29 protein-coding genes are annotated in these 23994 nt (G+C 69.2%); 17 read left to right on the top strand and 12 right to left on the bottom strand.

What is annotated here, in order from left to right:
- Positions 1 to 328: 328 nt before the first annotated feature.
- A complete protein-coding gene (locus ACLD7X_RS08750) occupies positions 329 to 697 on the top strand; it encodes a hypothetical protein (protein ID WP_412006997.1) in 369 nt (122 codons plus the stop codon).
- Between the two features lie 70 nt (positions 698 to 767).
- Complete coding sequence (locus ACLD7X_RS08745; protein WP_411423175.1) at positions 768 to 1214, top strand: hypothetical protein; 447 nt, start codon at positions 768 to 770, stop codon at positions 1212 to 1214.
- A gap of 37 nt (positions 1215 to 1251) precedes the next feature.
- Here ACLD7X_RS08745 and ACLD7X_RS08740 read toward each other — a convergent pair whose 3' ends face one another.
- Positions 1252 to 2259, bottom strand: a complete 1008-nt coding sequence (locus ACLD7X_RS08740) for an aspartoacylase (protein WP_411423174.1) — start codon at positions 2257 to 2259, stop codon at positions 1252 to 1254.
- Between the two features lie 74 nt (positions 2260 to 2333).
- On the opposite strand from ACLD7X_RS08740, the gene ACLD7X_RS08735 reads away from it, so the two are divergent.
- From ACLD7X_RS08735 to ACLD7X_RS08725, 3 genes are read left to right on the top strand one after another with little or no spacing between them, the layout of a single operon-like run.
- A complete protein-coding gene (locus ACLD7X_RS08735; protein ID WP_411423173.1) occupies positions 2334 to 3335 on the top strand; it encodes a glutathione S-transferase C-terminal domain-containing protein in 1002 nt (333 codons plus the stop codon).
- The gene (locus ACLD7X_RS08730) at positions 3332 to 4021 is read left to right on the top strand and encodes a DUF2301 domain-containing membrane protein (protein ID WP_411423172.1); all 690 of its coding nucleotides are present in this window, start codon (positions 3332 to 3334) and stop codon (positions 4019 to 4021) included. The genes ACLD7X_RS08735 and ACLD7X_RS08730 overlap by 4 nt, the downstream gene beginning before the upstream one ends.
- 1 nt (position 4022) lies before the next feature.
- Positions 4023 to 5978 carry an ABC-F family ATP-binding cassette domain-containing protein gene (locus ACLD7X_RS08725; protein WP_412006996.1) on the top strand — a complete coding sequence of 652 codons (1956 nt, stop codon included), beginning with the start codon at positions 4023 to 4025 and terminating at the stop codon, positions 5976 to 5978.
- Here ACLD7X_RS08725 and ACLD7X_RS08720 read toward each other — a convergent pair.
- Positions 5952 to 6455 carry a hypothetical protein gene (locus ACLD7X_RS08720; protein WP_411423170.1) on the bottom strand — a complete coding sequence of 168 codons (504 nt, stop codon included), beginning with the start codon at positions 6453 to 6455 and terminating at the stop codon, positions 5952 to 5954. The two genes, ACLD7X_RS08725 and ACLD7X_RS08720, sit on opposite strands and share 27 nt — an antisense overlap.
- Positions 6456 to 6597: 142 nt before the next feature.
- On the opposite strand from ACLD7X_RS08720, the gene ACLD7X_RS08715 reads away from it, so the two are divergent.
- On the top strand, positions 6598 to 6816 hold the full coding sequence (locus ACLD7X_RS08715) for a Calvin cycle protein CP12 (protein ID WP_411423169.1): 219 nt from the start codon (positions 6598 to 6600) through the stop codon (positions 6814 to 6816).
- Positions 6817 to 6819: 3 nt separating this feature from the next.
- On the opposite strand, the gene cgtA is transcribed toward ACLD7X_RS08715, so the two are convergent.
- A complete protein-coding gene (cgtA, locus tag ACLD7X_RS08710; protein ID WP_411423168.1) occupies positions 6820 to 7851 on the bottom strand; it encodes an Obg family GTPase CgtA in 1032 nt (343 codons plus the stop codon).
- A 49-nt stretch (positions 7852 to 7900) separates the two neighbouring features.
- Between cgtA and ACLD7X_RS08705 the strand changes: the two genes are divergently transcribed.
- Positions 7901 to 9127, top strand: a complete 1227-nt coding sequence (locus tag ACLD7X_RS08705) for an ABC transporter ATP-binding protein (RefSeq protein WP_411423177.1) — start codon at positions 7901 to 7903, stop codon at positions 9125 to 9127.
- Between the two features lie 54 nt (positions 9128 to 9181).
- Here the strand turns inward: ACLD7X_RS08705 and ACLD7X_RS08700 are convergent, their stop codons facing one another.
- The 4 genes from ACLD7X_RS08700 to ACLD7X_RS08685 are packed head-to-tail and all read right to left on the bottom strand — an operon-like array spanning position 9182 to position 14314.
- Positions 9182 to 11725, bottom strand: a complete 2544-nt coding sequence (locus ACLD7X_RS08700; protein ID WP_411423167.1) for an endonuclease MutS2 — start codon at positions 11723 to 11725, stop codon at positions 9182 to 9184.
- Complete coding sequence (locus ACLD7X_RS08695; RefSeq protein WP_411423166.1) at positions 11722 to 12264, bottom strand: VOC family protein; 543 nt, start codon at positions 12262 to 12264, stop codon at positions 11722 to 11724. The genes ACLD7X_RS08700 and ACLD7X_RS08695 overlap by 4 nt, the downstream gene beginning before the upstream one ends.
- The gene (gene hemB / locus ACLD7X_RS08690; protein WP_411423165.1) at positions 12264 to 13265 is read right to left on the bottom strand and encodes a porphobilinogen synthase; all 1002 of its coding nucleotides are present in this window, start codon (positions 13263 to 13265) and stop codon (positions 12264 to 12266) included. Before hemB ends, ACLD7X_RS08695 begins: the two co-directional genes overlap by 1 nt.
- Positions 13266 to 13324: 59 nt before the next feature.
- Positions 13325 to 14314, bottom strand: coding sequence for a DnaJ C-terminal domain-containing protein (locus ACLD7X_RS08685; protein WP_411423164.1), 990 nt, complete (start codon positions 14312 to 14314; stop codon positions 13325 to 13327).
- 259 nt (positions 14315 to 14573) lie between these two features.
- Between ACLD7X_RS08685 and ACLD7X_RS08680 the strand changes: the two genes are divergently transcribed.
- The 6 genes from ACLD7X_RS08680 (at position 14574) to grrM (ending at position 18501) form a co-directional block, all read left to right on the top strand.
- Positions 14574 to 15026 (top strand): hypothetical protein, encoded by a 453-nt coding sequence (locus tag ACLD7X_RS08680; protein ID WP_411423163.1) that lies wholly within the window; start codon positions 14574 to 14576, stop codon positions 15024 to 15026.
- A gap of 23 nt (positions 15027 to 15049) precedes the next feature.
- Complete coding sequence (locus ACLD7X_RS08675) at positions 15050 to 15505, top strand: hypothetical protein (RefSeq protein WP_411423162.1); 456 nt, start codon at positions 15050 to 15052, stop codon at positions 15503 to 15505.
- 114 nt (positions 15506 to 15619) lie between these two features.
- Positions 15620 to 15832, top strand: a complete 213-nt coding sequence (locus tag ACLD7X_RS08670; RefSeq protein WP_425625136.1) for a hypothetical protein — start codon at positions 15620 to 15622, stop codon at positions 15830 to 15832.
- A 121-nt stretch (positions 15833 to 15953) separates the two neighbouring features.
- Positions 15954 to 16883: an extracellular substrate binding-like orphan protein GrrP gene (gene grrP / locus ACLD7X_RS08665; protein ID WP_411423160.1), complete on the top strand. Its 930-nt coding sequence runs from the start codon at positions 15954 to 15956 to the stop codon at positions 16881 to 16883.
- 41 nt (positions 16884 to 16924) lie between these two features.
- Positions 16925 to 17326 (top strand): GrrA/OscA1 family cyclophane-containing rSAM-modified RiPP, encoded by a 402-nt coding sequence (gene grrA / locus ACLD7X_RS08660; protein ID WP_411423159.1) that lies wholly within the window; start codon positions 16925 to 16927, stop codon positions 17324 to 17326.
- Positions 17323 to 18501 (top strand): cyclophane-forming radical SAM/SPASM peptide maturase GrrM/OscB, encoded by a 1179-nt coding sequence (gene grrM, locus ACLD7X_RS08655; RefSeq protein ID WP_411423158.1) that lies wholly within the window; start codon positions 17323 to 17325, stop codon positions 18499 to 18501. The genes grrA and grrM overlap by 4 nt, the downstream gene beginning before the upstream one ends.
- Here grrM and ACLD7X_RS08650 read toward each other — a convergent pair.
- Positions 18480 to 18860, bottom strand: coding sequence for a hypothetical protein (locus ACLD7X_RS08650; RefSeq protein WP_411423157.1), 381 nt, complete (start codon positions 18858 to 18860; stop codon positions 18480 to 18482). The genes grrM and ACLD7X_RS08650 overlap by 22 nt on opposite strands.
- Before the next feature lie 103 nt (positions 18861 to 18963).
- The gene (locus ACLD7X_RS08645) at positions 18964 to 19458 is read right to left on the bottom strand and encodes an ankyrin repeat domain-containing protein (protein ID WP_411423156.1); all 495 of its coding nucleotides are present in this window, start codon (positions 19456 to 19458) and stop codon (positions 18964 to 18966) included.
- Between the two features lie 424 nt (positions 19459 to 19882).
- On the opposite strand from ACLD7X_RS08645, the gene ACLD7X_RS08640 reads away from it, so the two are divergent.
- Positions 19883 to 20473, top strand: coding sequence for a hypothetical protein (locus ACLD7X_RS08640; protein ID WP_411423155.1), 591 nt, complete (start codon positions 19883 to 19885; stop codon positions 20471 to 20473).
- A gap of 172 nt (positions 20474 to 20645) precedes the next feature.
- Positions 20646 to 20969, top strand: coding sequence for a helix-hairpin-helix domain-containing protein (locus tag ACLD7X_RS08635; protein ID WP_411423154.1), 324 nt, complete (start codon positions 20646 to 20648; stop codon positions 20967 to 20969).
- 197 nt (positions 20970 to 21166) lie between these two features.
- On the opposite strand, the gene ACLD7X_RS08630 is transcribed toward ACLD7X_RS08635, so the two are convergent.
- Both ACLD7X_RS08630 and ACLD7X_RS08625 read right to left on the bottom strand, forming a co-directional pair.
- Positions 21167 to 21640, bottom strand: coding sequence for an HIT family protein (locus ACLD7X_RS08630; RefSeq protein WP_411423153.1), 474 nt, complete (start codon positions 21638 to 21640; stop codon positions 21167 to 21169).
- A gap of 109 nt (positions 21641 to 21749) precedes the next feature.
- Complete coding sequence (locus ACLD7X_RS08625; RefSeq protein ID WP_411423152.1) at positions 21750 to 22022, bottom strand: hypothetical protein; 273 nt, start codon at positions 22020 to 22022, stop codon at positions 21750 to 21752.
- A gap of 319 nt (positions 22023 to 22341) precedes the next feature.
- On the opposite strand from ACLD7X_RS08625, the gene ACLD7X_RS08620 reads away from it, so the two are divergent.
- The gene (locus ACLD7X_RS08620) at positions 22342 to 22530 is read left to right on the top strand and encodes a hypothetical protein (RefSeq protein ID WP_412006994.1); all 189 of its coding nucleotides are present in this window, start codon (positions 22342 to 22344) and stop codon (positions 22528 to 22530) included.
- Between the two features lie 15 nt (positions 22531 to 22545).
- Here the strand turns inward: ACLD7X_RS08620 and ACLD7X_RS08615 are convergent, their stop codons facing one another.
- Positions 22546 to 22761 carry a hypothetical protein gene (locus ACLD7X_RS08615; RefSeq protein WP_411423150.1) on the bottom strand — a complete coding sequence of 72 codons (216 nt, stop codon included), beginning with the start codon at positions 22759 to 22761 and terminating at the stop codon, positions 22546 to 22548.
- 237 nt (positions 22762 to 22998) lie between these two features.
- On the opposite strand from ACLD7X_RS08615, the gene ACLD7X_RS08610 reads away from it, so the two are divergent.
- Positions 22999 to 23688, top strand: a complete 690-nt coding sequence (locus tag ACLD7X_RS08610) for a DUF6629 family protein (protein WP_411423149.1) — start codon at positions 22999 to 23001, stop codon at positions 23686 to 23688.
- Positions 23689 to 23994 lie beyond the last annotated feature (306 nt).

The following is a 23994-nucleotide window of genomic DNA, read 5'->3' as shown; positions in this document are numbered from 1 at the left end:
CACGCCGAACCAGCCCACGTAGAGGCGGTTGTTGGTGGAGGTGACCCACTCGCAGAACTGCTGCCAGCTGGAGGCGCCGGAGCGCTGCTGGAGAGTGGTGGTCATGAGAACAGGAGAAGAGGTGCTCGTAAGAGCGGGTAGGTATGGCCGCCATCGCCCCTCCGTGGGCGGAGCCCGGGGGAAGACGCGGCAGGCGGACGGAATCCCGTCGCCGCTGAACGTAACAGAACATTGCGTGGTTTGTGAAGAGGGGTTGCGGGGCCAGGGGGGCTCAGGGCTCGGCAGCAGCCGTTGGGCTATGTGTGCGGCTATCCCTCCGCTGCACGGCATGGCGCTGCGAGCCCCCCAGTCCGCCCCCCAGACCGTCCCCCCCCTCCCCCAGCTCCCCGGCCTGCTGCTGGCGGTGGGTTCCGCCCTGGTCCTGGGCGCCTGCCAGCCCAAGCCTTCGGCCGAGCTGCTGCAACTGCAGCAACGCCTGGAGCAGCAGGACGTGAAGATCCAGCAACTCGAGCAGAAGCTCAACGCCCTCAGCCCCCAGGGCGCCGCCGACAAGAGCGGCAAGCCGCCCGCCGGTCCGGTCAAGTCGCTCACCTACCGAACGGGCACCAGTGACGACCGGCTGAGGATCTACTGGGCCGATGGCACCCGCAGTGACCTGCCCTGCACCAAGGAGCAGGCCACCCTGGTTTGTGGCTGAGCGGGCGGGGCACAACCCAACCCCAGGACCCAGGCTGAGCGGGTGATGCAGGACCGTTCGGTCTCAGGTCATGGTTCGTTTCACCAGCCGATCAGGGGCACGCGGAGCGCTGGCCGGCAGGCTGTTCCTGCTCGCCGGCCTGTGCCTCCTGGGCCCCACCGGAGTCAAGGCGGAGGAACCCTCGCCCTCGAGCCTCACCGGCCAGACGCTCCAGCGCATCGAACAGATCAAGAGCGAGGCCATGGGGCTTCAGCGGGCGATCAACGTGGCCCGGGGCACCGCCGCCAAGCTGAACGGCGGGCTGGGGGTCTACCGGCCGGCGGTGTGCATGTACCAGGGGATCAACAACAACCCCTGCCTGGTGAGCCGCTCGGAGGAGGGCTTCACCTTCCGCTTCCTGGGTGGCAGCCCCGGCTGGGAGCAGTTGCAGCTGCCTCCCACCGTCGAGACGGAGATGCTCGTCTCCCCGGACGGCCGCACGGTCGTCCAGATCCTGTACAACGGCGTGCCGCGCTGAGCCAGCCGCAGCCCCGCAGCTCAGGCCTCGCCCGACGTCATCCCACGGCCAGCCCGGCCGCACAGTCGCCCAGCGCCTGACCCCAGGCCCTCTCGACGGCCCAGACCTCCCGCCGGGCGAGGCTGAGGGCAATGCCCTTCTCGCCGTAGGCAGCTTCATTGATGAAGACGGCGACCAGTTGGTCGGACCAGGCTTCGGGGTTCTCCAAGCCCTGGGACAGGCGCGGTTGCAGCTCGGCCTGGGGCTCGAAGCGGATGACGTCGCCGGCGGCTGTGAGAAACAGCGGATCCCCCGGCTGCAGCGGCCACCAGTCGCGAAACTGCCGTGAGGGATGGATGCAGGCCTGTGGGCTGCCGTCGGCACCGCGGGGCAGATCGAGGCTGGTGAGGTGGCGATGCACCGTCAGTCCCGCCGGCAGGCGCAGCCCCCCACGACGGGCAGCGGCGAGCACCGCCAGGGCCGCCTCCAGGGCGAGCTGGCTCTGGCGGCAGATCTGGGCCTGCACCACGCCCTGGGGCACCGGCCCCACCTCGATCGCCACGCCGCAGGGCCACTGCTCCACCAGAAAGCCGGTCTGATCGAGGTCGGCCTCGTGCAGATAGATCGGCAGGCCCAGCAGGCCCTGGATGCCGGCCGCCAGGGCCAGATCGGTCGGCCGGCGGCCGTAGAGCACCAGGGAATTGCCCATGGCACTGGTGGTGCTGTGGAGATCGATCGCCACGGCACAGGGCTCGCGGCCTGCGGGCCCATGGACCGCGAGGAGGTGCCGCGCCCGCCGCACTTCAGGGCTCTGCTCGTCGGGATCCGCCAGCAGGTCCTCGGTGAAGCAGCGGTTGAGGTCCCGCGCCACGTAGCGCCGGTTGCAGGCATGGGCCTCGGGGTTGCCGAGGATCAGCCTCACGGGCAGTCCCCCGGTGGCCAGGGCCCCGGGGTTGTCCCGCCAGTGCTCCAGCAGCCACGGCGCATTGCGCTCGTTGCCGTGGGTGCCGCCGACCACCAGCACCCCTGCCCCCTGACCGACCTGCACCACCACCTCCTCGGCCAACGCCAGCCGGACAACCCGTCGCGGTGGCTTTCCAGTCCAGCCTGGCGCAGAGTCGAACCAGTGCGGACGCCGTCATGCCCCCATCTCCCCTGCTGGTGCGCGTGGCCCGCGGGGCCTGGCAGTGGCAATGGCAGCAGCTCATGGGGGGCCTGGGCCCCGCCGACTCCGAGGGCAACTACCGCAGGCCCGAGGGGGCCTTCGCGGCCCTGCCGGCCGTCCCGGCCGATGCCGCCGAACCGGAAGCGCATGTGCTGGTCGTGGGGAGGAGCTGCCCCTGGGCCCACCGGGCCTGGCTGGTGTGGAGCCTGCGCCAGTTGGCGGCCAGCATCACCCTGGTGGTGGTGGAACCCGACCCGGCCGCCGGGCGCTGGCGCTTCAGCGAGGCGTTCCTTGGCTGCGAAACCCTGCAGGAGCTCTACACCCAGTGCGGCGCAGCGGCCGGGACCCGGGCCACGGTGCCGGTGCTGGTGTCGCGGAAAAGCCGGCAGATCGTGGTGGGCGAGAGCGCCCGACTGATCGAACTGCTCAACCACTGGCCCTCGCCAGCAGGTCCGGACCTCGAGCCGCCGGCGCAGCGGCAGGCGACCCAGCACTGGCGGGAACTGCTGCAGGGCCGGGTGAACGACGGGGTCTACCGCTGCGGCTTCGCCCGCAGCCAGGCCGCCTACGACCGGGCGGAAACGGCCCTGTTCGACGCCCTGGGCGAAGCCGATGCGCTCCTGCAGCAGCATGGCGGCGACGGATGGCTGAGCGGGCCCGAGCTCAGCCTGGCCGACGTGCAGCTGTTCCCCACCCTGATCCGGCTGGAGCTGGTCTATGCCCCCCTGTTCGGGGTCAGCCGCCGGCCGCTGTGGCAGCTGCCGGGCCTGTGGCGGTGGCGCTCCCGCTTCCATGGGCTGCCCGGCGTGGCCGCCACCTGCTGGCCGGAGGCCTGGCGCCGCGACTACTTCGGCGCCCTGTTTCCCCTCCACCCCTCCGGAATCGTTCCCGCAGGCCCCCCCCTGGCCACACTGGTGGGAGAGCCCCCAGCCCGGCCGAACAGGCCTGATGCGAACCATGACCGATTTGAACCATGACTGATGCGAACCTCTCTGATGGCACCAGCCCTCCCATCAGCCATCCCGGCGCCGATCCGGTCTTCGACGGGGTCTACGGACCCTTCACGATCACGGCCGAGGACCGCCGCGAGGTGCAGGGCTACCGGCTGAGCCTGCTGGTGATGGCGATCGCCCAGGCGGGCCTGCTGGCCCAGTGGCACTGGCTGGGCGATCGGTGGCTCTGGCCCTGGCTGCTGCCGATGGCGGCGGGCCTGGGGCTGGCGCTGCGTTGGATCCACATCTACCTGCGTCCCCTGCACCGCAGCCTTCAGCTCTTCTGGTTGCTCGGCTGCGGCGGGTTCCTGCTCCTCGGTGCCCTGGCCGGTCCGGGGGGGATGGCGGCCGCGGTGGCCGCTGACGGCCGCTGGATCTGGGCGATCGGCCCCTTCTTCGCCGCCCTGGCCGGGATCGGCTTCAAGGAGTTCTTCTGTTTCCGGCGACCGGAGGCGATCGGGGTGACCCTGTTGCTGCCCCTCGCCCTGCTGGGCCAGCTCAGCGGCCTGCTGCCCCCTGCCACCAGCGGCTCCCTGCTGGCCCTGGAGGCCGCCCTGCTGCTGGTGCTCTGCCTGCGGAAGTTCCCGATGCCGGCCGCCGCCGACGTCGGCGACAAGAGCGTTTTTGCGTATCTCGAGGATCGCCGCCGCAGCGCCGGCACGGGAGCCTGACGTGAGCCTGATCAGCCTGGTGGGGGTCCGCAAGGACTTCGGCATCCGCACCCTGTTCGAGCAGCTCACCCTGCACATCGGCCCGCGGGAGCGGCTCGGACTGATCGGACCGAACGGCGCCGGCAAGAGCACCCTGCTGAAGCTGCTGGCCGGCCAGGAGCCTGCGGGAGCCGGCGAACGCCGCACCCTGCCCCAGGCCCGGATCGTCCTGGTGGACCAGGACCCCGCCCTCGATCCGGAGCGCACCGTGCTCGATCAGGTGTTCGAGGGCAGCGGCGAAAAGCTGGCGCTGCTGCGCCGCTACACCGCCGTGAGCGATGCCCTGGCCCAGGCGCACAGCTCGGGTGGGGATGCCACGGCCCTGCTGGCCGAGCTGGGCGAGCTGAACAGCCGCATGGACCAGAGCCAGGCCTGGGGGCTGGAGCAGCAGGTGCGGGAGGTGCTCGACCGCCTCGGGGTGACCGAGGTCGGGCGCCGGGTGGGTGAACTCTCCGGCGGCTACCGCAAGCGGCTGGCCCTGGCCTCGGCCCTGGTCGCCGAACCCGACGTGCTGCTGCTCGATGAGCCCACCAACCATCTCGATGCCGACTGCATCCAGTGGCTGCAGGGCTACCTGGGCCGCTTCCCCGGGGCCCTGGTGCTGATCACCCACGACCGCTACGTGCTGGACCAGGTCACCGACAGGATCGTGGAGGTCGACCGGGGCGAAGCCCGCAGCTACGGCGGCAACTACGCCACCTATCTGGCCCGCAAGGCCGACGACGAGGCCGCCGCCGCCGCCGGTGAGGCCAAGTTCCGTGGCGTGCTGCGGCGGGAGCTGGAGTGGCTGCGGCGCGGGCCCCAGGCCCGCAGCACCAAGCAGAAGGCCCGCATCCAGCGGATCGAGGCGATGCAGGAGGCACCCCGTCGCCAGAGCCGCGGCCAGCTCAGCCTGGCGAGCAACCAGCGCCGCCTCGGCAAGCGGGCGATCGAGGCCGAGCACCTGAGCGTGTGGGCCACGGAGGAGGCCCGCCAGCTGGGTCTGCCCCCCCTGCTGCGGGAGTTCAGCTACGACTTCAGCCCCGAGGACCGGGTGGGGATCATCGGCCCGAACGGATCGGGCAAGTCGACCCTGCTGGATCTGATCGCCGGCCGGCGCGCCGTGCAGCAGGGACGGCTGGAGCTGGGGTCCACCGTGAAGCTCGCCTACTTCGACCAGCACAGCGACGTGCTGGGGGACGAGCGGGATGCGGCGGGCCGGGAGCGCAAGGTGATCGACGTGGTCAGGGAAGCCGCCAGCAGCGTCGAGGTGGAGGGCAGCAGCCTGAGCGCCTCCCAGCTGCTGGAGCGGTTCCTGTTCCCGCCGGCCCAGCAGCACCAGCCGGTGAGCAAACTCTCCGGCGGTGAGCGGCGCCGGCTGCACCTCTGCAGGCTGCTGATCGAGGCGCCGAACGTGCTGCTGCTCGATGAGCCCACCAACGACCTCGACGTGCAGACCCTCACCGTGCTCGAGGACTTCCTCGAGGACTTCCGCGGCTGTGTGGTGGTGGTGTCCCACGACCGCTACTTCCTCGATCGCACGGTGGATCGGCTCTTCGCCTTCCACGACGGCGTGCTGGAACGGTTCGAGGGCAACTACAGCGCCTACCTGGAGCGGCGCCTGCGCGAACGCTCCAGCCCGACCGACACGGTCACACCCACGGAGAGCAGCGCGGACAGTGGCACGGAAAAGGGCGGTGCCAGCGGCGCCACGCCGAAGCCCCGGCGCCGCAGTTTCAAGGAATCCCGGGAGCTGGCCCAGCTGGATGCGGACCTGCCCACCTGGGAGGCCCGCCGCGGCGAACTGGAGCAGCGTCTGGCCAGCGGCAGCAGCGATTACACCGCCCTCGAAGCCCTCACCCAGGAGCTCTCCGAGCTGGCCCGCCGCATCGAGCACGGCGAGGAGCGCTGGCTAGAGCTCAGCGAGCTGGCGGGCTGACGGATCCCCGCCCAGCCGGCGGCGGCGGCGAGGGTGGGGCATCTCCAGCATCGCGGCCGAGGCGGGGGAACGGGGGGGCAGGCCGCAGCAGGGTCCGGAAGGGTCCGGCAGCCGCCAGGGCTGCTGACGGGGCCTGGCCCCCTGGCTCTCGGCCAGCACCATGGCGGTGGGCTTGTAGTCGGGATCACTGCGGCGGGCCGCCATGCGATCGCCCATCCGCTGCAGATACAGATCCCTGGACCACTGCACCAGATGGTGCTCGTAGGCCTCGCAGGCGGCCCGTGGGGAACTGAAGCGCTGGCTGACCAGCCCGCTGGGGGCGCATTGTTTCCAATCCAACACATCCTCGAAGCTCAGGCCGACCCGCCACTGCCGCTGCTCCGAGAGGTAGCAGTGGTGATCCGGGCCGTTGATCCAGTACAGACGCCCGTTCTCATCCATGAAATGGCGATCCCGCCGGTGCCTGATGCGTGTCATGGCCTCTGCGCCCCGCAATGCTCCTGAACTGCTGGTAGCCACGGTCGTGCCAATCAGCAGCAGCCCACAGAAAAGCGCCAGGGCTTGCAGCAACCGTATGGTGGGCGCCGATGAGCTTCGGACTCACCCGTCCAGCACCAGCATGAACAACATCGACGAGCACATCCAGAAGGACAAGACCGACATCGAGGCTGCGCGCGCTGCCGGCGACATGGGCAAGGTGCGCCACCTCGAGGAGGAGATCAAAGGGCTCGAGGAGTACAAGGCCCACCACCCCGAGGACAGCCACGACCCCTCGCCCCTCGAGATCTACTGCGACATGAACCCCGAGGCCCCCGAGTGCCGGGTCTACGACGACTGAGGCTCAGGCCTCGCCCATCACCGGCTCTTCGGTCTCCCGGGGAGCCCCGATGTCCAGCTCACGCCACACCGCGGCCAGCAGGCTGTCCAGATGGCTCCCGGTGGCGGCAGAAACAGCCAGCACGCTGCGGCCGCAGTGGCCCTCAACCTCAGCCCTCAGCAGCTCCAGCTCCGCGGGGTCCAGCAGCTCGATCTTGTTGAGCACCACCAGCCGGGGGCGCCGCTCCAGCCCATGCCCGTAGGCGGCCAGTTCCCGCTCGACCACCTGAAGATCGCTCAGCACGGCCTCGGAGGCGGCGTCCACCAGGTGGACCAGCAGACGGGTGCGCTCGATGTGACGCAGAAAGTCATGGCCCAGCCCGGCCCCCTGGGCCGCACCGGCGATCAGTCCGGGAATGTCGGCGAAGACGGTGCCATCCCCGCTGGGGCGGCGAACCACGCCCAGGTTCGGTACCAGGGTGGTGAACGGGTAATCGGCGATCTTGGGGCGTGCCGCCGAGAGCACTGAGATCAGGGTGCTCTTGCCGGCATTGGGCAGCCCGATGATGCCCACCTCGGCCAGCAGCTTGAGCTCCAGCTGCAGCAGCCACTCCTCCCCCTCCTTGCCCTCCGTGCACTTTTCCGGGGCCCGGTTGCGGTTGCTGAGGTAATGGGCATTGCCGAGGCCTCCCCGGCCCGCCGCCGCCACCAGCAGCTCTTCGCCAGGCCGGGTGAGGTCGCCGAGCAGGATGCCGGTGCGGGCATCGCGCACCTCGGTCCCGCAGGGCACCTTGATCCGCAGCGCATCCCCGCTGGCGCCGGTGCAGCGGTTCGGACCACCACGGCGTCCATCCACCGCCTCGAAGATCCGCCGGTACTTGAAGTCAAGCAGGGTCTGCAGGTTGGCGTCGGCCACGAGCAGCACGTCGCCGCCCCGTCCACCGTCACCACCGGAAGGTCCGCCGGCCGGTACGTATTTCTCGCGGCGGAACGCCACGATCCCGTCGCCGCCGCGGCCGGCCTTCACGGCGATGCGGGCCTGATCGATGAAGTGCATTGGCTCAAACCTAGGATTCCGGCCAACACGGGGCCACGTGGGAGCAGGTTTGGCGGAGGTACGTTTTCAAGCGGTCGGCAAGACCTACCCGCCCCACCGTGGTGGCGCCCCGGTGGAGGTGCTGAGGGCCCTCGACCTGCACGTGCGGGATGGGGAGTTCCTGGTGCTGGTGGGGCCCTCAGGATGCGGCAAGAGCACCCTGCTGCGCCTGCTCGCCGGTCTGGAGCAACCGACCAGCGGCAGCATCGTGGTGGGAGAACGGGAGGTCACCCGGCTGCGGCCGGCCCAGCGCGACGTGGCCATGGTGTTCCAGAGCTATGCCCTCTATCCCCACCTGAGCGTGGCCGGCAACATCGGCTTCGGACTGCGGCGCAGCCGGCCGCGCACCCCCCTGCAACAGCTCGAGGATGCCCTGCACCGGGCGACCCGCCGCCTGCCCGGTCCACTGCGGGTGTCCTCCCCCCGGGAGGCCCGGGTGGAAGCTCGGATCGCCGAGGTGGCCACCAGCCTGGAGCTCGAACCCCTGCTCCAGCGCCTGCCCAAGGAGCTCTCCGGCGGCCAGAAGCAGCGGGTGGCCCTGGGACGGGCCATCGCCCGTCAGCCGTCGGTGTTTCTGATGGACGAGCCGCTGAGCAACCTGGACGCCAAGCTCCGCACCGGCACGCGCGCCCAGATCGTCGCCCTGCAGCGCGAGCTGGGCACCACCACCCTCTATGTCACCCATGACCAGGTGGAGGCGATGACGATGGGGCACCGCATCGCCGTGCTCAACGCCGGGCGGCTGCAGCAACTGGGCACCCCGATGGAGCTCTACCACTGGCCCGCCAACCTCTTTGTGGCCCAGTTCATCGGCAGCCCGCCGATGAACCTGCTGCCGGTGGAGGCGATCGGGCCCGGCCAACTGCTCCTCGGCGGCCGGCGGCTGTCAATGGATGGCCCCCTGGCCGATCTGCTGGCCAGCCGGGTCGGCCACCGTCTCACCGGGGGCCTGCGCCCGGAGCACCTGCGGCTGGCCCCGGCCACCAACCGCAACCTGGCAGCCGAGGTGCAGCACGTGGAAGCCCTCGGCAACGAACAGCTGCTCACCTGCAGGCTGCAGGAGAGCAGCCACCTGGTGCAGGTGCGTGTCGGGCCGGAGGAACGGCTCGTTGCAGGCCAGACCCTTCACCTGGACGCCGACCCCAGCGGCTGGCGCCTGTTCGACGCGGCTGGGGAGGCCCTGGCCCTGCCCCAGCCCCAGCCCCAGGCAGCGGGTCCGGTGCTGCCCGCCCTCTGAAGGCCGGTCGGCTTGGATGGGGCGGGTCTGCCAGCTCCTCAGCGCAGGCGAACCTCAGCGCACGTGAACCACCGTGCAGCCGGGCCCGCCATCCCCCTGAGCCGCATCGTCCACCCGCTCCACGTAGGGCACGGTGCTGAGCCACTGGCGCAGGCCCCGCTTCAGTTTTCCGGTACCGATGCCGTGGATCACCCACACAGGGCCGTTCGCGCCGCGCAGGTGCTCCTCGACGGCCGCTTCGGCCTCGTGCACCCGCAGGCCCCGCACATCCACGGTGTTGCGCTCGGTGCGGACCTCGGGGCCCCGGGCCCCGACGCCGCGCCTGGCCCTGACGAGCACCTCAGGGCGAGGCGGAGGGGATGGTTTCTCGCCATGGAGCCCCTCGATCGCGTCGATGGGGACGGTGAGCCGCATCACCCCACAGCGCACGCTCAGCTCGCGTCCGTCGTCCGCCAGGGCGAGCACCTCGCCAGCCTTGCCCAGGGACAGCACCCGTACCCGCTCTCCCACCGCCGGCATCCAGCCCCGGTGCTCCCGGCGCTCCGGCGTGGGGCCGTGCTCACGGGCCAGTTGCTTGAGCCGCTGGCCGGCCTGACGGGCGGTCTCCCCGAGATCGGCCGTGTCGGAACGCCCGGGCGCCCCTCCCTGGCGCAGACGGCGGATGATCCGCCGCACCTCCTGCTGGCCCTGGCGGATGGAGTGCTCCAGGTCACGGCGCCGTTGTTCCTGCAGCTCGGCGCTCTGCTGTTTCTGCTGCTCCCAGCGCAGCAGCAGCTCCTCGTGCAGCAGCTCGGTGCGGGCCAGCAGCGCGGCGGCCTCCTCGGCCGCCTCCTGCTGGCGCTGGCGCTGGCTCTCCAGGCCGACGATTACTTGGTTGACCTCCCCCTCCCCCAGGGGCTCCAGCTGGGCCTGGGCGTGGGTCAGCACCTGCTCGCTCAGGCCGAGGCGCCGGGCGATCGCCAGCGCATTGCTGCGGCCTGGGATGCCCCACTGGAGGCGGTAGGTGGGCGAGAGGGTCTCCACGTCGAAGGCCACCGAGGCGTTCTCGAAACGGCTGTCGCTGTACTTGAGGGCCTTGAGCTCGCCGAAATGGGTGGTGGCGATGGTGAGCCGGGCACGGTCAGCCAGATGGCGGAGCAGGGCGCTGGCCAGGGCGGAGCCCTCCACCGGATCGGTCCCGGCCCCCACTTCATCGAGCAGCACCAGGGCAGCTCCGGATGGCGCCGGAACGGATGGTGCCGAGGCGGATGGTGCCGGAGCGAGGGGCTGCTGCTCCACTGAGGAGGCCTCCTCGGGCTGGGGCAGGGCGTCGAGGATGCGGGCGATGCGGCGGATATGACCACTGAAGGTGGAGAGGTTCTGCTGGAGCGACTGCTCATCGCCGATGTCGGCCAGCACGGGATCGCACCAGGGCAGGCGGGGGGTGCCGCGGCAGGGCAGGAACATCCCGGCACGGGCCATGAGGGCGGCCAGCCCCAGGCTCTTGAGCGTGACCGTCTTGCCCCCGGTGTTGGGGCCGGTGATCGCCACCACCCGCAGCTCCTGCCCCACCCGGATGGTCACCGGCACCACCGGATGTCCCCCCTCCCGGCGGTGCTGCCAGAGCAGCAGGGGATGGCGCAGCTCCTCGAGACTGAACGGCCCCCGGGGGTCCTCCTGGAGCTCGGGACGCACCGCCCCGAGCCAGGCGCCGTAGCGGGCACGGGCCAGGGCCCCATCCAGGCGGGCCAGCACCCCCTGCAGCTGCACCAGGGGGCCGCCCTGCTCCCCCACCAGGCCGCTGAGCTCGGCCAGCACGGCCAGTTCCAGCTCCCGCTCCCGCCCCTCCTGGTCCCGCAGCCGGTTGCCCAGGGCGATCACCGCCTGGGGCTCCACGTACACCGTGCTGCCCGAGGCGGAACTGTCATGCACCAGCCCCGGCACCTGGCTCGCCGCCCCGGCCTTCACCGCCAGCACCGGACGGCCGTGGCGCTCGGAGACCACGCTGTCCTGCAGCATGGGCCCGTAGCGCCGCAGCAGTTCCTGAAGGCGTTCCCGCCGCTCGGCCCGCAGTCCGACCAGCTGGCGGCGCACCCCCTCGAGTGCCGGGCTGGCGCGGTCGGCCACCCGGCCCCCCTCCTCCAGGCAGAAACGGAGGCGCTGCTCCAGCTCCGGCAGGGTGCGCAGGTCGGCCACCAGGGCCGAGGTGACCGGCCGGAGATCAGGGTCGTCCACCTGACGCCGCAGCCTCCGGGCGGCGGCCAGGGTGGTGGCCACCTCGAGCAGGGCCTCGCCGCCGGCGGTGCCGCCCTTGGCGCAATGGGCCACCACCACAGCGATGTCGGCCACCCCCTGGAAGCTCAGCCCGCCGGGCAGCACCCCATCGAGACCGAGCAGCTCAGTGGTTTCGTCCAGCAGGGTGCAGCTTTCGGCCCGGGACGCGGGCAGGGTGGGGTCCCGGCAGACACGCGCCCCCGGGAGGGTGCTGGCGAAGCCGGCGAGCTGGTCGGCCAGCCGGGGCCACTCCAGCAGCTCCAGGGCCTCCTGCTGGATGGTGACCGGCGGGATGGTCAGCGGCGGAATGGGGGCCTGGCTGGCGATGGGCGGATCGGGGGTCAAGGCCGTGGCGGCGGGATCGGCCGCACGCCCTGCACATTGCTCGGAATGCCTTCGGCGGGCTCGTAGAGCATCTCCAGCCAGTTGCCCTCCGGATCGCGCATGTAGAAGCTGGCGGTTCCGTCGCGGTGATCGTGAACCGGTCCGCAGCGGTGGCCCGCCGCCATCAGTCGGCCCTGCAGCTGATCAACCGCGGCGCGGTCGGGGAAGTGGAGGGCCAGGTGGGGCCCCGCGGCGGTGTACGTGGGGCTCAGCAGGGCGAGACCCTCACCGCTGCCGGGCCACTGCAGGTAGGCCCAATCCTCCGCATCCCAGGTGAGCCGGAGCCCCAGCCCCACATAGAAGCCCTTGGCGCGCTCGAGGTCCTCGACCCGCAGGGCCACATGGCCGAGGCGATGGGCAGGGCGTGCGGCCGGCTCAGAGGCCGGCTCAGAGGACGGGGCCGGCTCAGGGGGTGAACTGGGGGGTGCGGCCATGGCGGGGTGGATCGGAGCCGTCCATTCTCCAGAGGCGGCCGCGAGATTGCGGCGCCAGCCGGGCATCAGCCCTGGCGCAGCCAGGCGGCGGCGTCGCAGGCGTGGTAGGTGAGGATCAGATCGGCGCCGGCGCGCTTGAAGCAGAGCAGCGTTTCCAGCACCACGGCCCGTTCATCGATCCAGCCCCGCTCGGCGGCGGCCTTCACCATCGCGTACTCACCGCTGACGTTGTAGGCGGCAATGGGCTGCTCGCTCTCGCCGCGGAGCCTGTGGATGATGTCGAGATAGGCCAGACCGGGCTTCACCATCAGGATGTCGGCTCCTTCGCTCTCATCGAGCTGGGCCTCGAGGATGGCTTCCCGGCCGTTGGCCGGGTCCATCTGGTAGGTGCTCTTGTCCTTGGGGATCGGCTTGCCGGCGGCGGCGCGGGGGGCCGAATCGAGGGCCTCGCGGAAGGGTCCGTAATAGGCGGAGGCGTACTTGGCCGTGTAGCTGATGATCCCCACATGCTCAAAGCCCTCCTCATCGAGGGCTTCGCGGATCGCACCCACACGCCCGTCCATCATGTCGCTGGGACCGATCAGATCGGCACCGGCCCGGGCCTGGGCCACGGCCTGGCGGCAGAGGATCGCCACGGTCTCGTCGTTGAGCACCACACCCTCCTGGCTGACGATGCCGTCGTGGCCGTCGCAGGAGTAGGGGTCGAGGGCCACGTCGGTCATGATCGCCATCTGGGGGTGCACCTCCTTGAGGCGGCGGATGGCCCGGGGGATCAGGCCGTGCTCGTTGAAGCACTCGGCGCCGTCCTCCGTCTTGAGGCCATCGGCGACCTTGGGGAACAGCACCACGCAGCGGATGCCGAGGTCCCAGGCCCGCCCCACTTCCTGCACCAGGCCCTCGAGGCTCCAGCGCTGGCAGCCGGGCATGGCCCCGATCGGCTCGTTCGTGGCCCCTTCGTGCACGAACAGGGGGTAGATGAAATCGGCTGCGCTGAGCTGGAATTCCCTCACCATCGCCCGCAGGGCCGGGGTGCGGCGCAACCGGCGGGGGCGGTAGCTGAGCTCCATGAATCCAGATGTGCTGGGGCGGATCCTACGGAGACGGCAGCCGGGCTCCGACCCTGGCCTCAGAGCCGTGCGGCCTGGATCCAACCGACCCGCGGATCGGCGCTGCGGGCCTGGCGGAGCTGCAGCAGCAGCTGGCGCTCCTGATCACTGAGCGCCTCGGGCAGGCGCAGCACGGGCGTGAGCAGCAGATCGCCGCGGCCATCGCGCAGCGGCCATCCCTTGCCCTTCAACCGCAGGCTGCGACCCAGGGTCATGCCCGGCGGCACCTGCACCGCCGCCTCACCATCCGGGGTGGCGACCCGCACCTCGCCGCCCAGGGCGAGTTCATCGAGGCTGAGCGGCAGCTCGGCCCGCAGCTGGTCGCCGTCGAGCTTCCAGATGGGGTGGTCCTGGATCTGGAGGTTGAGGTAGAGGTCCCCGCGGCGACCGGTGCCGGGCTGGAGGTTGCCCTTGCCCTTGAGCCTCAGCCGGCTGCCCTGCTTCACCCCCGCGGGGATCCGCACCTGAACCCGCTCCTCGTTGACGGCCAGCGTTCGCTCGCAGCCCTTGAAGGCCTCCGCCATGGTGAGGCTGATGCTCGCCTCGGCATCGAGATTGACCGGCGCCGCGCGGCCGCCCCCGGCGAAGCCGCCGCCCGGGAAGCCCCCGCCGAAGCCGCCGGGGAATCCCGACGGGAAGCCGAAGCCACCCGGTGTGCCGGCGCCGCCGGTGCCGCCGGCCCCGAAGCGACCGAGCAGGTCATTGATGAAATCGTCGAAGTTGCCGTAGCGGCCGAAGTCCACATCCATGCCGCCCATGCCGCTGCCGGCACCGGCCTGGCTCCAGTACTGGCCGAACTGTTCGTAGCGACGGCGCTTGTCGGGATCGGAGAGCACCTCGTAGGCCTCACTGATCTCCTTGAAGCGGGCCTCGGCCGCCTTGTCTCCCGGGTTCACGTCCGGGTGGTACTGGCGGGCGAGCTTGCGAAAGGAACGCTTGATGGCGTCGGCATCGGCCCCCCGGTCGACACCCAGCACCTTGAAGTAGTCGCGGTAGCCGTTGGCGGACATCGACAGGCGCTCATCAGGAGGGATGACGGGGGAATGGGGGCCCTGCGCCGCCAAGCAGCGGCGCAGGGCAGGACCAGCAAATTCCCGAGCCCAGTCTCTCAGCCGTGGCGCCCGCCCGCCGCCCGTGGGGCGGGGCGGAAGGCCGAACGGCGCCATCGGCGGCCCCCTGCCCCCCGGGGGACAGCACAGGAGGTGCTCACCGCACCCTGGTGACGCTGTGCAGGGTGCCTAGGGTCAGGTGACCTGTGCAATGCCCGTGGTGCAGATCCGATCCCGGCGTTCGGCTCTGTTGATTCCTCTGGCCATCGGTGTGGTGGGCTTCCTCGCCACCGCCAGCGCCGACGCGGGCGGATCGGCCAGCCAGCCCAGTTCCACCTCGCCCCATGTGGGTGAGCCCCTCAGCGGCTCCACCAGCGAACAGCGCGCACTCAGCGCCCACCTGAAGTCCCGGGGTGCGATCTTCTACGGCGCCTGGTGGTGCCCGGCCTGCTTCAAACAGAAGAATCTGTTCGGCAAGGAGGCCGGCAACTCCCTTCCCTACGTGGAATGCGACAAGACCGACAACGGGCGCGAGCGCTGCATGGCCGCCAAGGTGCGTGCCTTCCCCACCTGGGATCTCAAAGGCAAACCCCGGCTCGAAGGGATCCAGACCCTCCAGGAGCTCAAGGCCTGGAGCGACTACCCCGGCTCCGGCACAGCCCAACAGCCCTGATGCCGTCCTCACCGCCAGCTGCGATGTCCCGTCGTTCTTCCATGCCCCGGCCGGTCTTGCCCCCGGCCGTGCCGCTGACCAGCCGCCCCGGCCGCCTCTGCTGGGCCGCCATGGCCATGACCACTCTGCTCGCCCCGGCCCAGGCGGTCCGGGCCCAGACGCTGATGGATGTGACGGGGGCCACCGTCATCCAGGGAACGCTCAACAACTCCTCCACGGCGGTGCCGGGCAGTGGGTCCATCGAGAGGGCCCGCGCAGCCTCCGCCGCGGCCGAGGCCTCCCTCAACAATCGCTCCACCGGCGTCTCCCCTGCCGGCGATCAGGCCATCCCCACGCCGCCGCCCGCGCCACGCGGTGCTACCGGCGGCGCCCCCGCTGCCCCCCCCAGCAGGGCGCGGGTCAACGGCGTGGCGGTGCCCACCTGCTCCCATGGCGGCCTCTGCCATGGGGCCCTGTTGCGGGCCATGGGCGGCCGCTGAGTCCCGCTGAGTGTCCACCAGCAGCGGCTGGATTGTTCCAGGGCCCTTAAGATTTTCGGGGCAGTGCACAACCCGGTCATGATTGTGATCAAGGTCACCAATCCATCTGATCTCGTGGCCTCCCGCATCGGCCGTTTTCTGGCCGATCTCACACCGAGCGGGTTTGACCAGAACAAGGTGGAAGACGAACTGATCAAGCAGCTGGTCGCCCAGATGGCCGCCCAGGGGCTCCAGGGAGAGGTGGCCTCGGTCAAGGGCCTGGATCTGCACAACAAGACCATTGAGGTGAAGGAGCAGATCCAGGTGCGGCGCCACAAGGTGGTCTGAAGGGCCCCTGACTGGCCGGCTGCCGAGCTCACAACAGGCCCGGCCCTGGTGACGCCGGCGCAACATCCTCTGCCAATGGCGACAGCGCAGGCCAAGGTGGGTGGATCGAACGGCCGCCCCGATGGTTTCACCCTGGAGATCATGGGACTGGCAGGCCGCCAGCCGGCGTTGGCTGCTCGGGGCGCTGGCCCTGGGGCTGGTCATGGCACCCGCCACGGTCCTGGCGGAAACCTCGATCGAGCGGGCGGCCCGCACCGGTGAACTCTCCCTGGGTGTGCATGGCGACATTCCCCCCTACGTGAGCACGGGGGCCGGGGGCGCACAGGAGGGCTACATGATCGATGTGTCGGGCCTCATCGCCGCCGAGGTGAGCGATTACCTCGGCAGGCCGGTGAAGGCGGTCACCGAGGCGGTCGACGATCCGGACGCCCTGTTCCGGCGGGTGCACGACGGCGGCGTCGACCTGATGTGCGGCGCCCAGTTCACCTGGGAGCGGGAGATGTTCGTGGACTTCTCGATTCCCTTCGCCCTCTCCGGCATCCGGCTGCTCACCGGCAGCCCGGCCCTCGACGGCACGCCGGATTCCCTGCGGGGCAAGCGGATCGGCGTGGTGGCCGGCAGCCTGGGTGAAGCCACGATCAAAGCCCTGCAGCCCTCGGCCCGACTGGTCGTCCAGCCCAGCCTGAGCGGCGGCATCGAGGCCCTCCGCGCCGGCCGCCTCGACGCCGTGGCCGGAGATTCCGTGCTGCTCGCCGAGGCGGCCCTCTCGCGGGGCTACAGCAAGGCTGCCCTGGTGCCGGCCATGGCCCTGAACCGCTACGCCGTGGGCTGTGCGATGCCGGAGAACAACTCCACCCTGCGCAACCTGGTCAACCTGGCCATCGCCAAGATGCTGCAGGGCTACGTGGATGGGGTGCCCCGCTACCGGGAGCTGGTGAACCGCTGGCTGGGGCCCAGCAGCACGATGGGGCTGCCGGAGGAGGTGATCGCCCTGTACTTCGAGGGCGTGCTGCTCAATCACGAACGGATCGCGGTTCCCGCCCAGCCCTGAAGGTCTTTCCCGCCCTCTGCTCCCTCCTCCTCGCCCAACCCATGGCCATCACCCCCCGCACCTCCCTGCTGCTCCTGCTGCTGGCCTTTGCCGCCCTGGTTCCACCGGCTGCCGTCCAGGCCGGCGAGGCAGCCCCACGGGATGTGGAGGCGCGGCTGGAGCGGATCAGCCAGGCCCTGCTGGCGCGCTTTGAAGGTGGGCAAGGGGCTGGCCAAGGCGAGAGCCTGCTGGCGCGGGGCTTCGCCAACGGTGGCGGGCGCAGCTTCGCCAACGGCGGCGGCCGGGGTTTCGCCAATGGGGTGAACCGCGGCTTTGTGAACGGCCATGGCTACTACGGGGGCAGCCGGGGTTTCGTGAATGGCGGCGGGGGATTCGTCAATGCCCGGCCGGGGGGTGGATTCGTCAATGCCGCCCGGCCGGGTGTGGGCTTCGTGAACTGGTGAGCACCGGCGGATTCGGGCCGATCCGCCTGCTGGTGATCCAGCCCACCTCCCTGTGCAATCTGGATTGCAGCTACTGCTACCTGCCCGGACGGCAGCGGCGGAACCAGCTGGATGTGGCGCTGATGCGGCCGATCCTGCAGCGGGTGCTCGAGAGCCCCTTCGTCGCCGAGGGTTTCACCCTGCTCTGGCACGCCGGTGAACCGCTCACCCGGCCCCCCTCCTTCTACGACCAGGCGAATCAGATCCTGCAGGAGATGTTGGGCCCTCACCCGGCGCTGCGGGTGGCGCAGGCCCTGCAGACCAACGGCACCCTGATCAACGCGGCCTGGTGCGACTGCTTCCAACGCCACGGCATCGCCGTGGGGGTGAGCCTCGATGGCCCCGCCTTCCTGCACGACCGCCACCGCCGCTACCGGCAGGGCCGCGGCAGCCATGCCGACACGATGCGCGGCATCCGCAGCCTGCAGCAGGCGGGGATTCCCTTCTCCGTGATCAGTGTGCTCACCGAGGAATCCCTGCAGCACGCCGATGCCCTGGTGGACTTCTACCTGGCGCATGGCATCCACGAGGTGGGCTTCAACATGGAGGAAACCGAGGGGGTCCATCAGCGCTCCAGCCTCAGCGGCGAAAGCTGCGAAACCCAGTACCGGCACTTTCTGGACCGGGTGTGGGACCGGGTGGTGGAGTCCGGTGGAGCCCTTCGCATCCGAGAGTTCGAGGATCTCTATGCCTTCATCGCGAACCGCTCCCGGGTGGATCATTCCGATCTGAACCGTCCTATGGCCATCGTGAGCGTGGATCATCAGGGCCAGTTCTCCACCTTCGACCCGGAACTGCTGTCGGTGGAGACGCGCTACGGCCGCTTCAACCTGGGCCATGTGCAGACCGATTCCCTGCTGGAGGCCTGCACCAGTCCCCGGTTCCTGCACATGTGGGAAGACATGCGGGCCGGCATCCAGGCCTGCCGGAACAGCTGCGGCTATTTCGGCATCTGCGGAGGCGGTGCGGGAAGCAACAAGTACTGGGAGACCGGAAGCTTCCGGGCCAGCGAGACCCAGGCCTGCCGTTACCGCATCCAGCATGTGGCGGATGTGGTGATGGCGAAGCTGGAGCAGGACCTGCACCTGGCCGCCGGGGACGCCCGGCCGGGGGATCAACGCGGCGGGCCGTTGTAGATCACCTCTTCCACCTGGCGACCATCCGGGGAAATCTGGATCTCCGTCTCCAGCGTGGGAGCCAGGTCCTGCTCCTGCCAGGTGGGGGGGCCGCCCATGAAGCGAAAGACGAAGCCCTCCTTGTCGTTGGCCACGATGCAGGGGTTGGAGGGGGCCGCGGTCGCGAACATGCAGCGTTCAGGCCTGTAGGCCTGGAGGCCGCCGTTGATCTCCACGGCGCGGCTGCGGGCCATGTTGATGGCCCGCACCGCCTCGATCGGCACGCGATCCTGAGCCAGCAGTGGCAGACCTGCTGTCACCAGGGAGGCCACCCCCCCCAGCAGCAGACGACGGATCAGCACGGAGGAACGATGCGGCATGGATTCATCCTTCGCTTCTCTTCCTCTAGGCACAGCGTCGGGGCCTGACAAGGTGAAGCAGCGGTTTGTTCACCGCCAGGAGACGCCCCCGGAGCCGGCGGCACTAGGGCCCTGGGATCTCCCTGGACTCCAGCAGCGCCACCAGCTTGTCAGCCTGGGCGGTGCGGCTGGACCTGGCCAGGTCCAGAGGGGTCTGGTGGCTGCGGGATCGGATCGTGAGATCCGCTCCAGCCTCCACGATCACGGCGGCCGCCTCCAGATTGGATTGCCAGACAGCATCATGCAGGGCTGTGTAGCCATTGCTGGGCCCCTGCTGATTGAGGCTGATTCCGTGCGCAATCAACAGCCGACAGGCCTCGGCGTGGCCTGCATAGGCCGCGGCATGCAACGCCGTCGCCTTCATGCCGGGGTCCAGCACCGTCAGATCGGCACCGGCCTCGAGCAAGACCTGCAGGATCCGGGTATGCCCCAGATAGGCCGCAAAAATCACGGGCCAGTCCCCGGCGGCATCGGCCTGGTTCACATCAGCGCCTTGAGCGAGACAGGCCCGGACCGCGTCAAGGTCATCGGCCTTGACCGCATGCATCAGCTCTGTCACGACGAGAACCCGAGGAGGTGGAGCCTACGCCCGGTCTCTGGCCAGCGCAGACCAGTGCCGTGATTGCAGAAGGCGTGCCGCGTTGCAGCTCCTCGGCATCGGCCATGTGATCTCGAACCGACCCTGCCCCCTCAGGGCCATGGGGATTCGGCGGGATCCGGGAGAGGCAGCTGCTGCCAACATCGGGGGAAGGAGTCCTTGAGAGGCGGCCGCGCGGCTGAAGACAGTGGCCTGGGCCTGACATTCAGCGCGGCCCGAAACCCTCCAGGCCCAATTGAACTTTTCGTCATGGATCCTTGAGTCCGGCAGGTCAGCCGCAGCCCCACGAGACCGAGCGAATGCCTCATTAAGAAAACTCATTATCGATGGCGCCATCAATCAAAAGATATTAGGCTTGATTAAAAAGAACTCCGCAAACCCATCCATGTCTGACCCCAGATTCTTTCGTTGTGACGGCAGGCTTTACGACGAACAAGCAAAGAATCCTCTACGGCTAGCCGTCCGAGACTTATTCAATTCCATCCCCGGCACCGACGGCTCCAGAGTCCTCCGACGCGTCAAAACCGATCTCAATATCAAGGGCAAGCGCTTCTCCGCTTTTGTCAAGGGTCAGCTGAAAGACATCTCAGGCGAAACAGACTTAAACCTCAGATTCGAACTTGAGCTCGTCGCCAGGGGAAGAGCGATTGTACTCAAGAAGAATAACAAGATCGCCACAGAATTCAACGCCAAACGCCTTCAGGGAATCATCAGCTTTCGGGATCCATCCATTGAATCGTTCAATGGAACCGAAGCAATTGCCTTCAACCTGCAAACCATCGTGCCCATAAAGATGTGCAAAGACGTTTTCCTAGGCAACTTTGGAACCACTTTTGCCAAGATTGATTTCACGCGCTCAAGCTTTACAGGCCAAGGCTTCTTTGGCGGAATATCTTCCTCTCAAGTTGCGAGCACCCTCGCAGGTGGAATCGGGGGCGTGCTGAATGGCAGTGCGCTTGCAACTGCACTCGCCTAGCTCTTTAACTTCCACGGGTTGAATCGCTGGAGGAAGCCAAGGACTGTGCACCTCATCTCCCTTTCGCGATTCCCCTCGTGGCCAAAGGCTCTCGTTCCGCACACGAGCGGCTCACTGGGCCAGCCAGTTCAGCAGCCTGGCGATGTTGCAGGCCCACGCTCCCGCATGCGCCATGCACCCTTCCCGTTGCCGCCGCGACCACCTCGCCACGCTCCTCGATCTGCCCAACGTGGGGCCTGCCGTAGCTCATGCGCTGGCCGCGCTGGGCTATCAGGTGCCTGCGGACCTGATCGGCGCTGATCCCCTGGCTCTTTACCACCGCTTGGGCCGGCTGCGCGGCTGCCGCCAGGACCCCTGCGTGCTGGATGTGTTCATCGGGATCACCCGCTTCCTGGACGGTGAACCGGCCCGGCCCTGGTGGGCTTACAGCGCAGAGCGAAGGCGACGCCATCCTGAGCTCAGAGCACCTTCAACACCGCCGCCAGCCCCTCGCTGACAGCCCATCGGTGACAGCCACCAGCAAGGCCCGTTCGAGGCTGCCGATCGTGTCGCTCGGCTGATCGCCGCAGGGGGATAGGCCTGGCAGGTGGAGATGTCGCCGAGCATCTCCAGGCTCACCATCAGCCGCAGCCGCTGGGCCCGGGCCATGAGGTCCCTCGCCAGGGCCTGGTTGCTGGGTGACGTGACGCCGGATCACCCCCCGGAGTGGGGCACCTGGGGCCAATCCACCAGGTCCCGGCCGCGGGCCACCAGGTCCCGCACCCGCTGGGGATCGACGGGCGGGTGCGTGCCCGCTGCCACGGCCCGGTAGTGATCGGCCACACGCCAGGCAGCCGTGGCGTCATGGCCCTGGTGGCGGGGGATGAGGTGCAGATGCAGGTGGGGCGCCCCCTCGCCGAAGGCCACGGCATACACGCGCTCACAACCGGTGAGCCGCTGCACCAGCGCGCTGGCCTGGCGCACCGCCCGGCCCCAATCGGAGGCTTCCGCGTCATCGAAGGCCATGGGGCCCGGAAGGTGGCGAAGGGCATCGAGCAGCAGCCAGCCCGGCAGGGGGGCCGGGTCGGGATGGTGCCGCAGCAGCCAGAGGGGGCTGCGGGCGATCTCGAAGGCGGCCATGACGCCATCGCGGTGCAGGGCGCAGATGGGGCACGGTGGTGAGGTCACGGGATCCGTGAAGGACAGACAGGTTGAGGCTGCATCGGATGACCGCCCCGAGCCGAGAACTCCAGCAAAGCGCCGAGTCGGCAGCCAGCCGGGCTCTGCGGCAGGGGGTTCAGCTCATCCAGCGCAGCACGATCTCATCGGGATGCACATCACCCAGGTTGTCCTTCATCAGAGCACGGAAGAGAGCCGTTGTGAATGTTTCAGGCCCATGGCTGCTCACACATGTCCCGTCTTTCCAGACATCGATGGCCCAAAATCCGTCGGCGCATTCGATCCGGCTCTGTACAGGGCAATCTTCCGGAGATGGGGGCTCCTTAGGCACCTCGATCGAAATCCCAGCCAGACCCATCCGCATGGTCTCCATCGCGACAGGATGACCCATGAACTTTCTCCTCCCCAGATCTGTTCAAGCCTGCCACCATGGTGACCGGCTCTCTCCGAGCCGAAGCACCCCATGGATCACAAGGGCTGACCCGGCCTCAGGATCCTGGCCTGAGGTTGCAGCACAAGCTCCTCATTCCCGAGAACATCCGGCCAAGGCAGGCATCCTGTCGCGATCACCTTGAGGATTGTCGGCACAGGAGAACATTCTTCACGGTCGGCCTGCTGCTCGCCGTGAATCCTCCTTCGCCTGCATGGCCGATCGGGGTACGGAAAGGATCCTGAGCGATGCTGCAGAGGTCGAAAGATTCCCCCTGCCCATGCCCACAACGCCAGAGACGCTGGGCCGTTTCGTGCTTCGGGGCCTCCGCATCGGCGCCAGCACGGTGACGATCGTGGCGTTGCTGCGCAGCGACTGGACCGGTGGCATCAGCGCCGGTGCTGCTTGGCTGGTTGTTCTGCAGGTGGAGCGGCGGCTGCAGCCGCCGACAGACCCCAGCGCGGGGTGATCGCCCCCGGACGGCTCAGGCCACCGGCTGGCGATGCAGATCCGGCCTGGCCGGCGGGCGGGGTGGCTGCAGCAGCGGGACCAGGCTGCTGAGGCCGATCATCAGAAAGGAGAAGGCACCCAGCAGGGCCAGCAGCCGCAACCCCAGGCCCCGGCCCGGGTCCACCAAGGGTGCCTCGTCCTCCCCCGCGATCGGAGGAGGGCAGTGGGGCGACCGTCGATCGGGGGGCATCAGCGCACCACCAGCGCCGCTGTGCAGCGCAGCCCTGTTTCAGCCAGGCAGAGGATTTCCAGGTCGCCCTTGCAGGGGGTGACACCATCCTGGCCGCCCCTCCACCTTCAGGCGGCCGGCCCCTGCCCCAGAGGGCGGAACATCACCAGGGCATCCACATCACCGAACTGGCGGTGCTGACGCGAAAGCCTGCTGGAGGCATGTCGTTACTGTTGCGACTCAGGGAGACCGGCTGGGATGTGTTTCTCAAGTGCGGCGAGTTTCGCCGCCGCCGGCTTGCTGCTCCCGGCCGGCCTCGCCACCACGCGGCACTGCCGTCGCTCGGGACGGTGGGATCTCCTGCCGCTGGCCCTGTCCCCGCTGCTGTTCGGCGTGCAGCAGGCGCTGGAGGGGCTGGTGTGGATCGGCCTCGATGGCGGTGAGCTGGAGCCGCTGACGCGGAACGCAGCCGTGGCCTATCTCTTCTTCGCCCACGCCTTCTGGCTGGCCTGGATTCCTTTCTGCGCCCTGCATTACGGGCAGGACTCCAGGCCTGTGTTCCAGCCGCGGGGGCGCCAGCTGATGCTGGCGGGGGGGCTGGCGATGGGCCTGTGGCTGTGGCTGCCGCTGCTGCTGGATCCCGGACGCATCCATCCCACCGTGGTGCGCGGGTCGATCGACTACCTCCCCGTCCTTCCGGGCCATGGGCTGGTGAGCCACGAGGTGGGAACTCTGGTGTACGGGCTGGTCATCAGCCTGCCGTTGATCCTCACCGGTTCGCGCAGGCTGACGTGGTTCGCCGCGGCGCTGATCGCGGCCTTTGCCCTGGCCCAGGTGAGTTACCTCCACGCCTTCAGCTCGGTGTGGTGCTATTTCAGCGCCCTGCTCTCCCTGCTTCTTCTCTGGGTTGTACGGGAAGCGCGGCCGGTGAGACCCCAGCTCCGCTGACCCGGGGAAACACACTGAAACCCTCTCCGGCGCCAGACATGTGAAAGGGCCCTTCCAGGCCCCATGGGTCATTTGGGTGATAGGGGCTCCTTCCACGTGGGACAACGCTGAGAAGAACACCAGAACCCTAGTCCCCACAGTGAGTTTTGGGAAGCTTTGACAAACTCACGAAACCCCTGGAAGATTCATTTGTCCGCCGGTTTGTCCGCTGAGTGCCAGCTTCTGTCCGCCGTTCCGCCACATGGGAGGACGGCTTCCGCCAGATGGTTCGAGAGGGGCGCAAGGGCTGGACTGTCAGCGAGGACA

The sequence above is a fragment of the Aphanothece microscopica RSMan92 genome (assembly GCF_046613545.2).
GTDB lineage: Bacteria > Cyanobacteriota > Cyanobacteriia > PCC-6307 > Cyanobiaceae > NIES-981.
The sequence above is the reverse complement of the archived record's forward strand: the minus strand, read 5'-3'. Positions and strand labels throughout refer to the sequence as shown.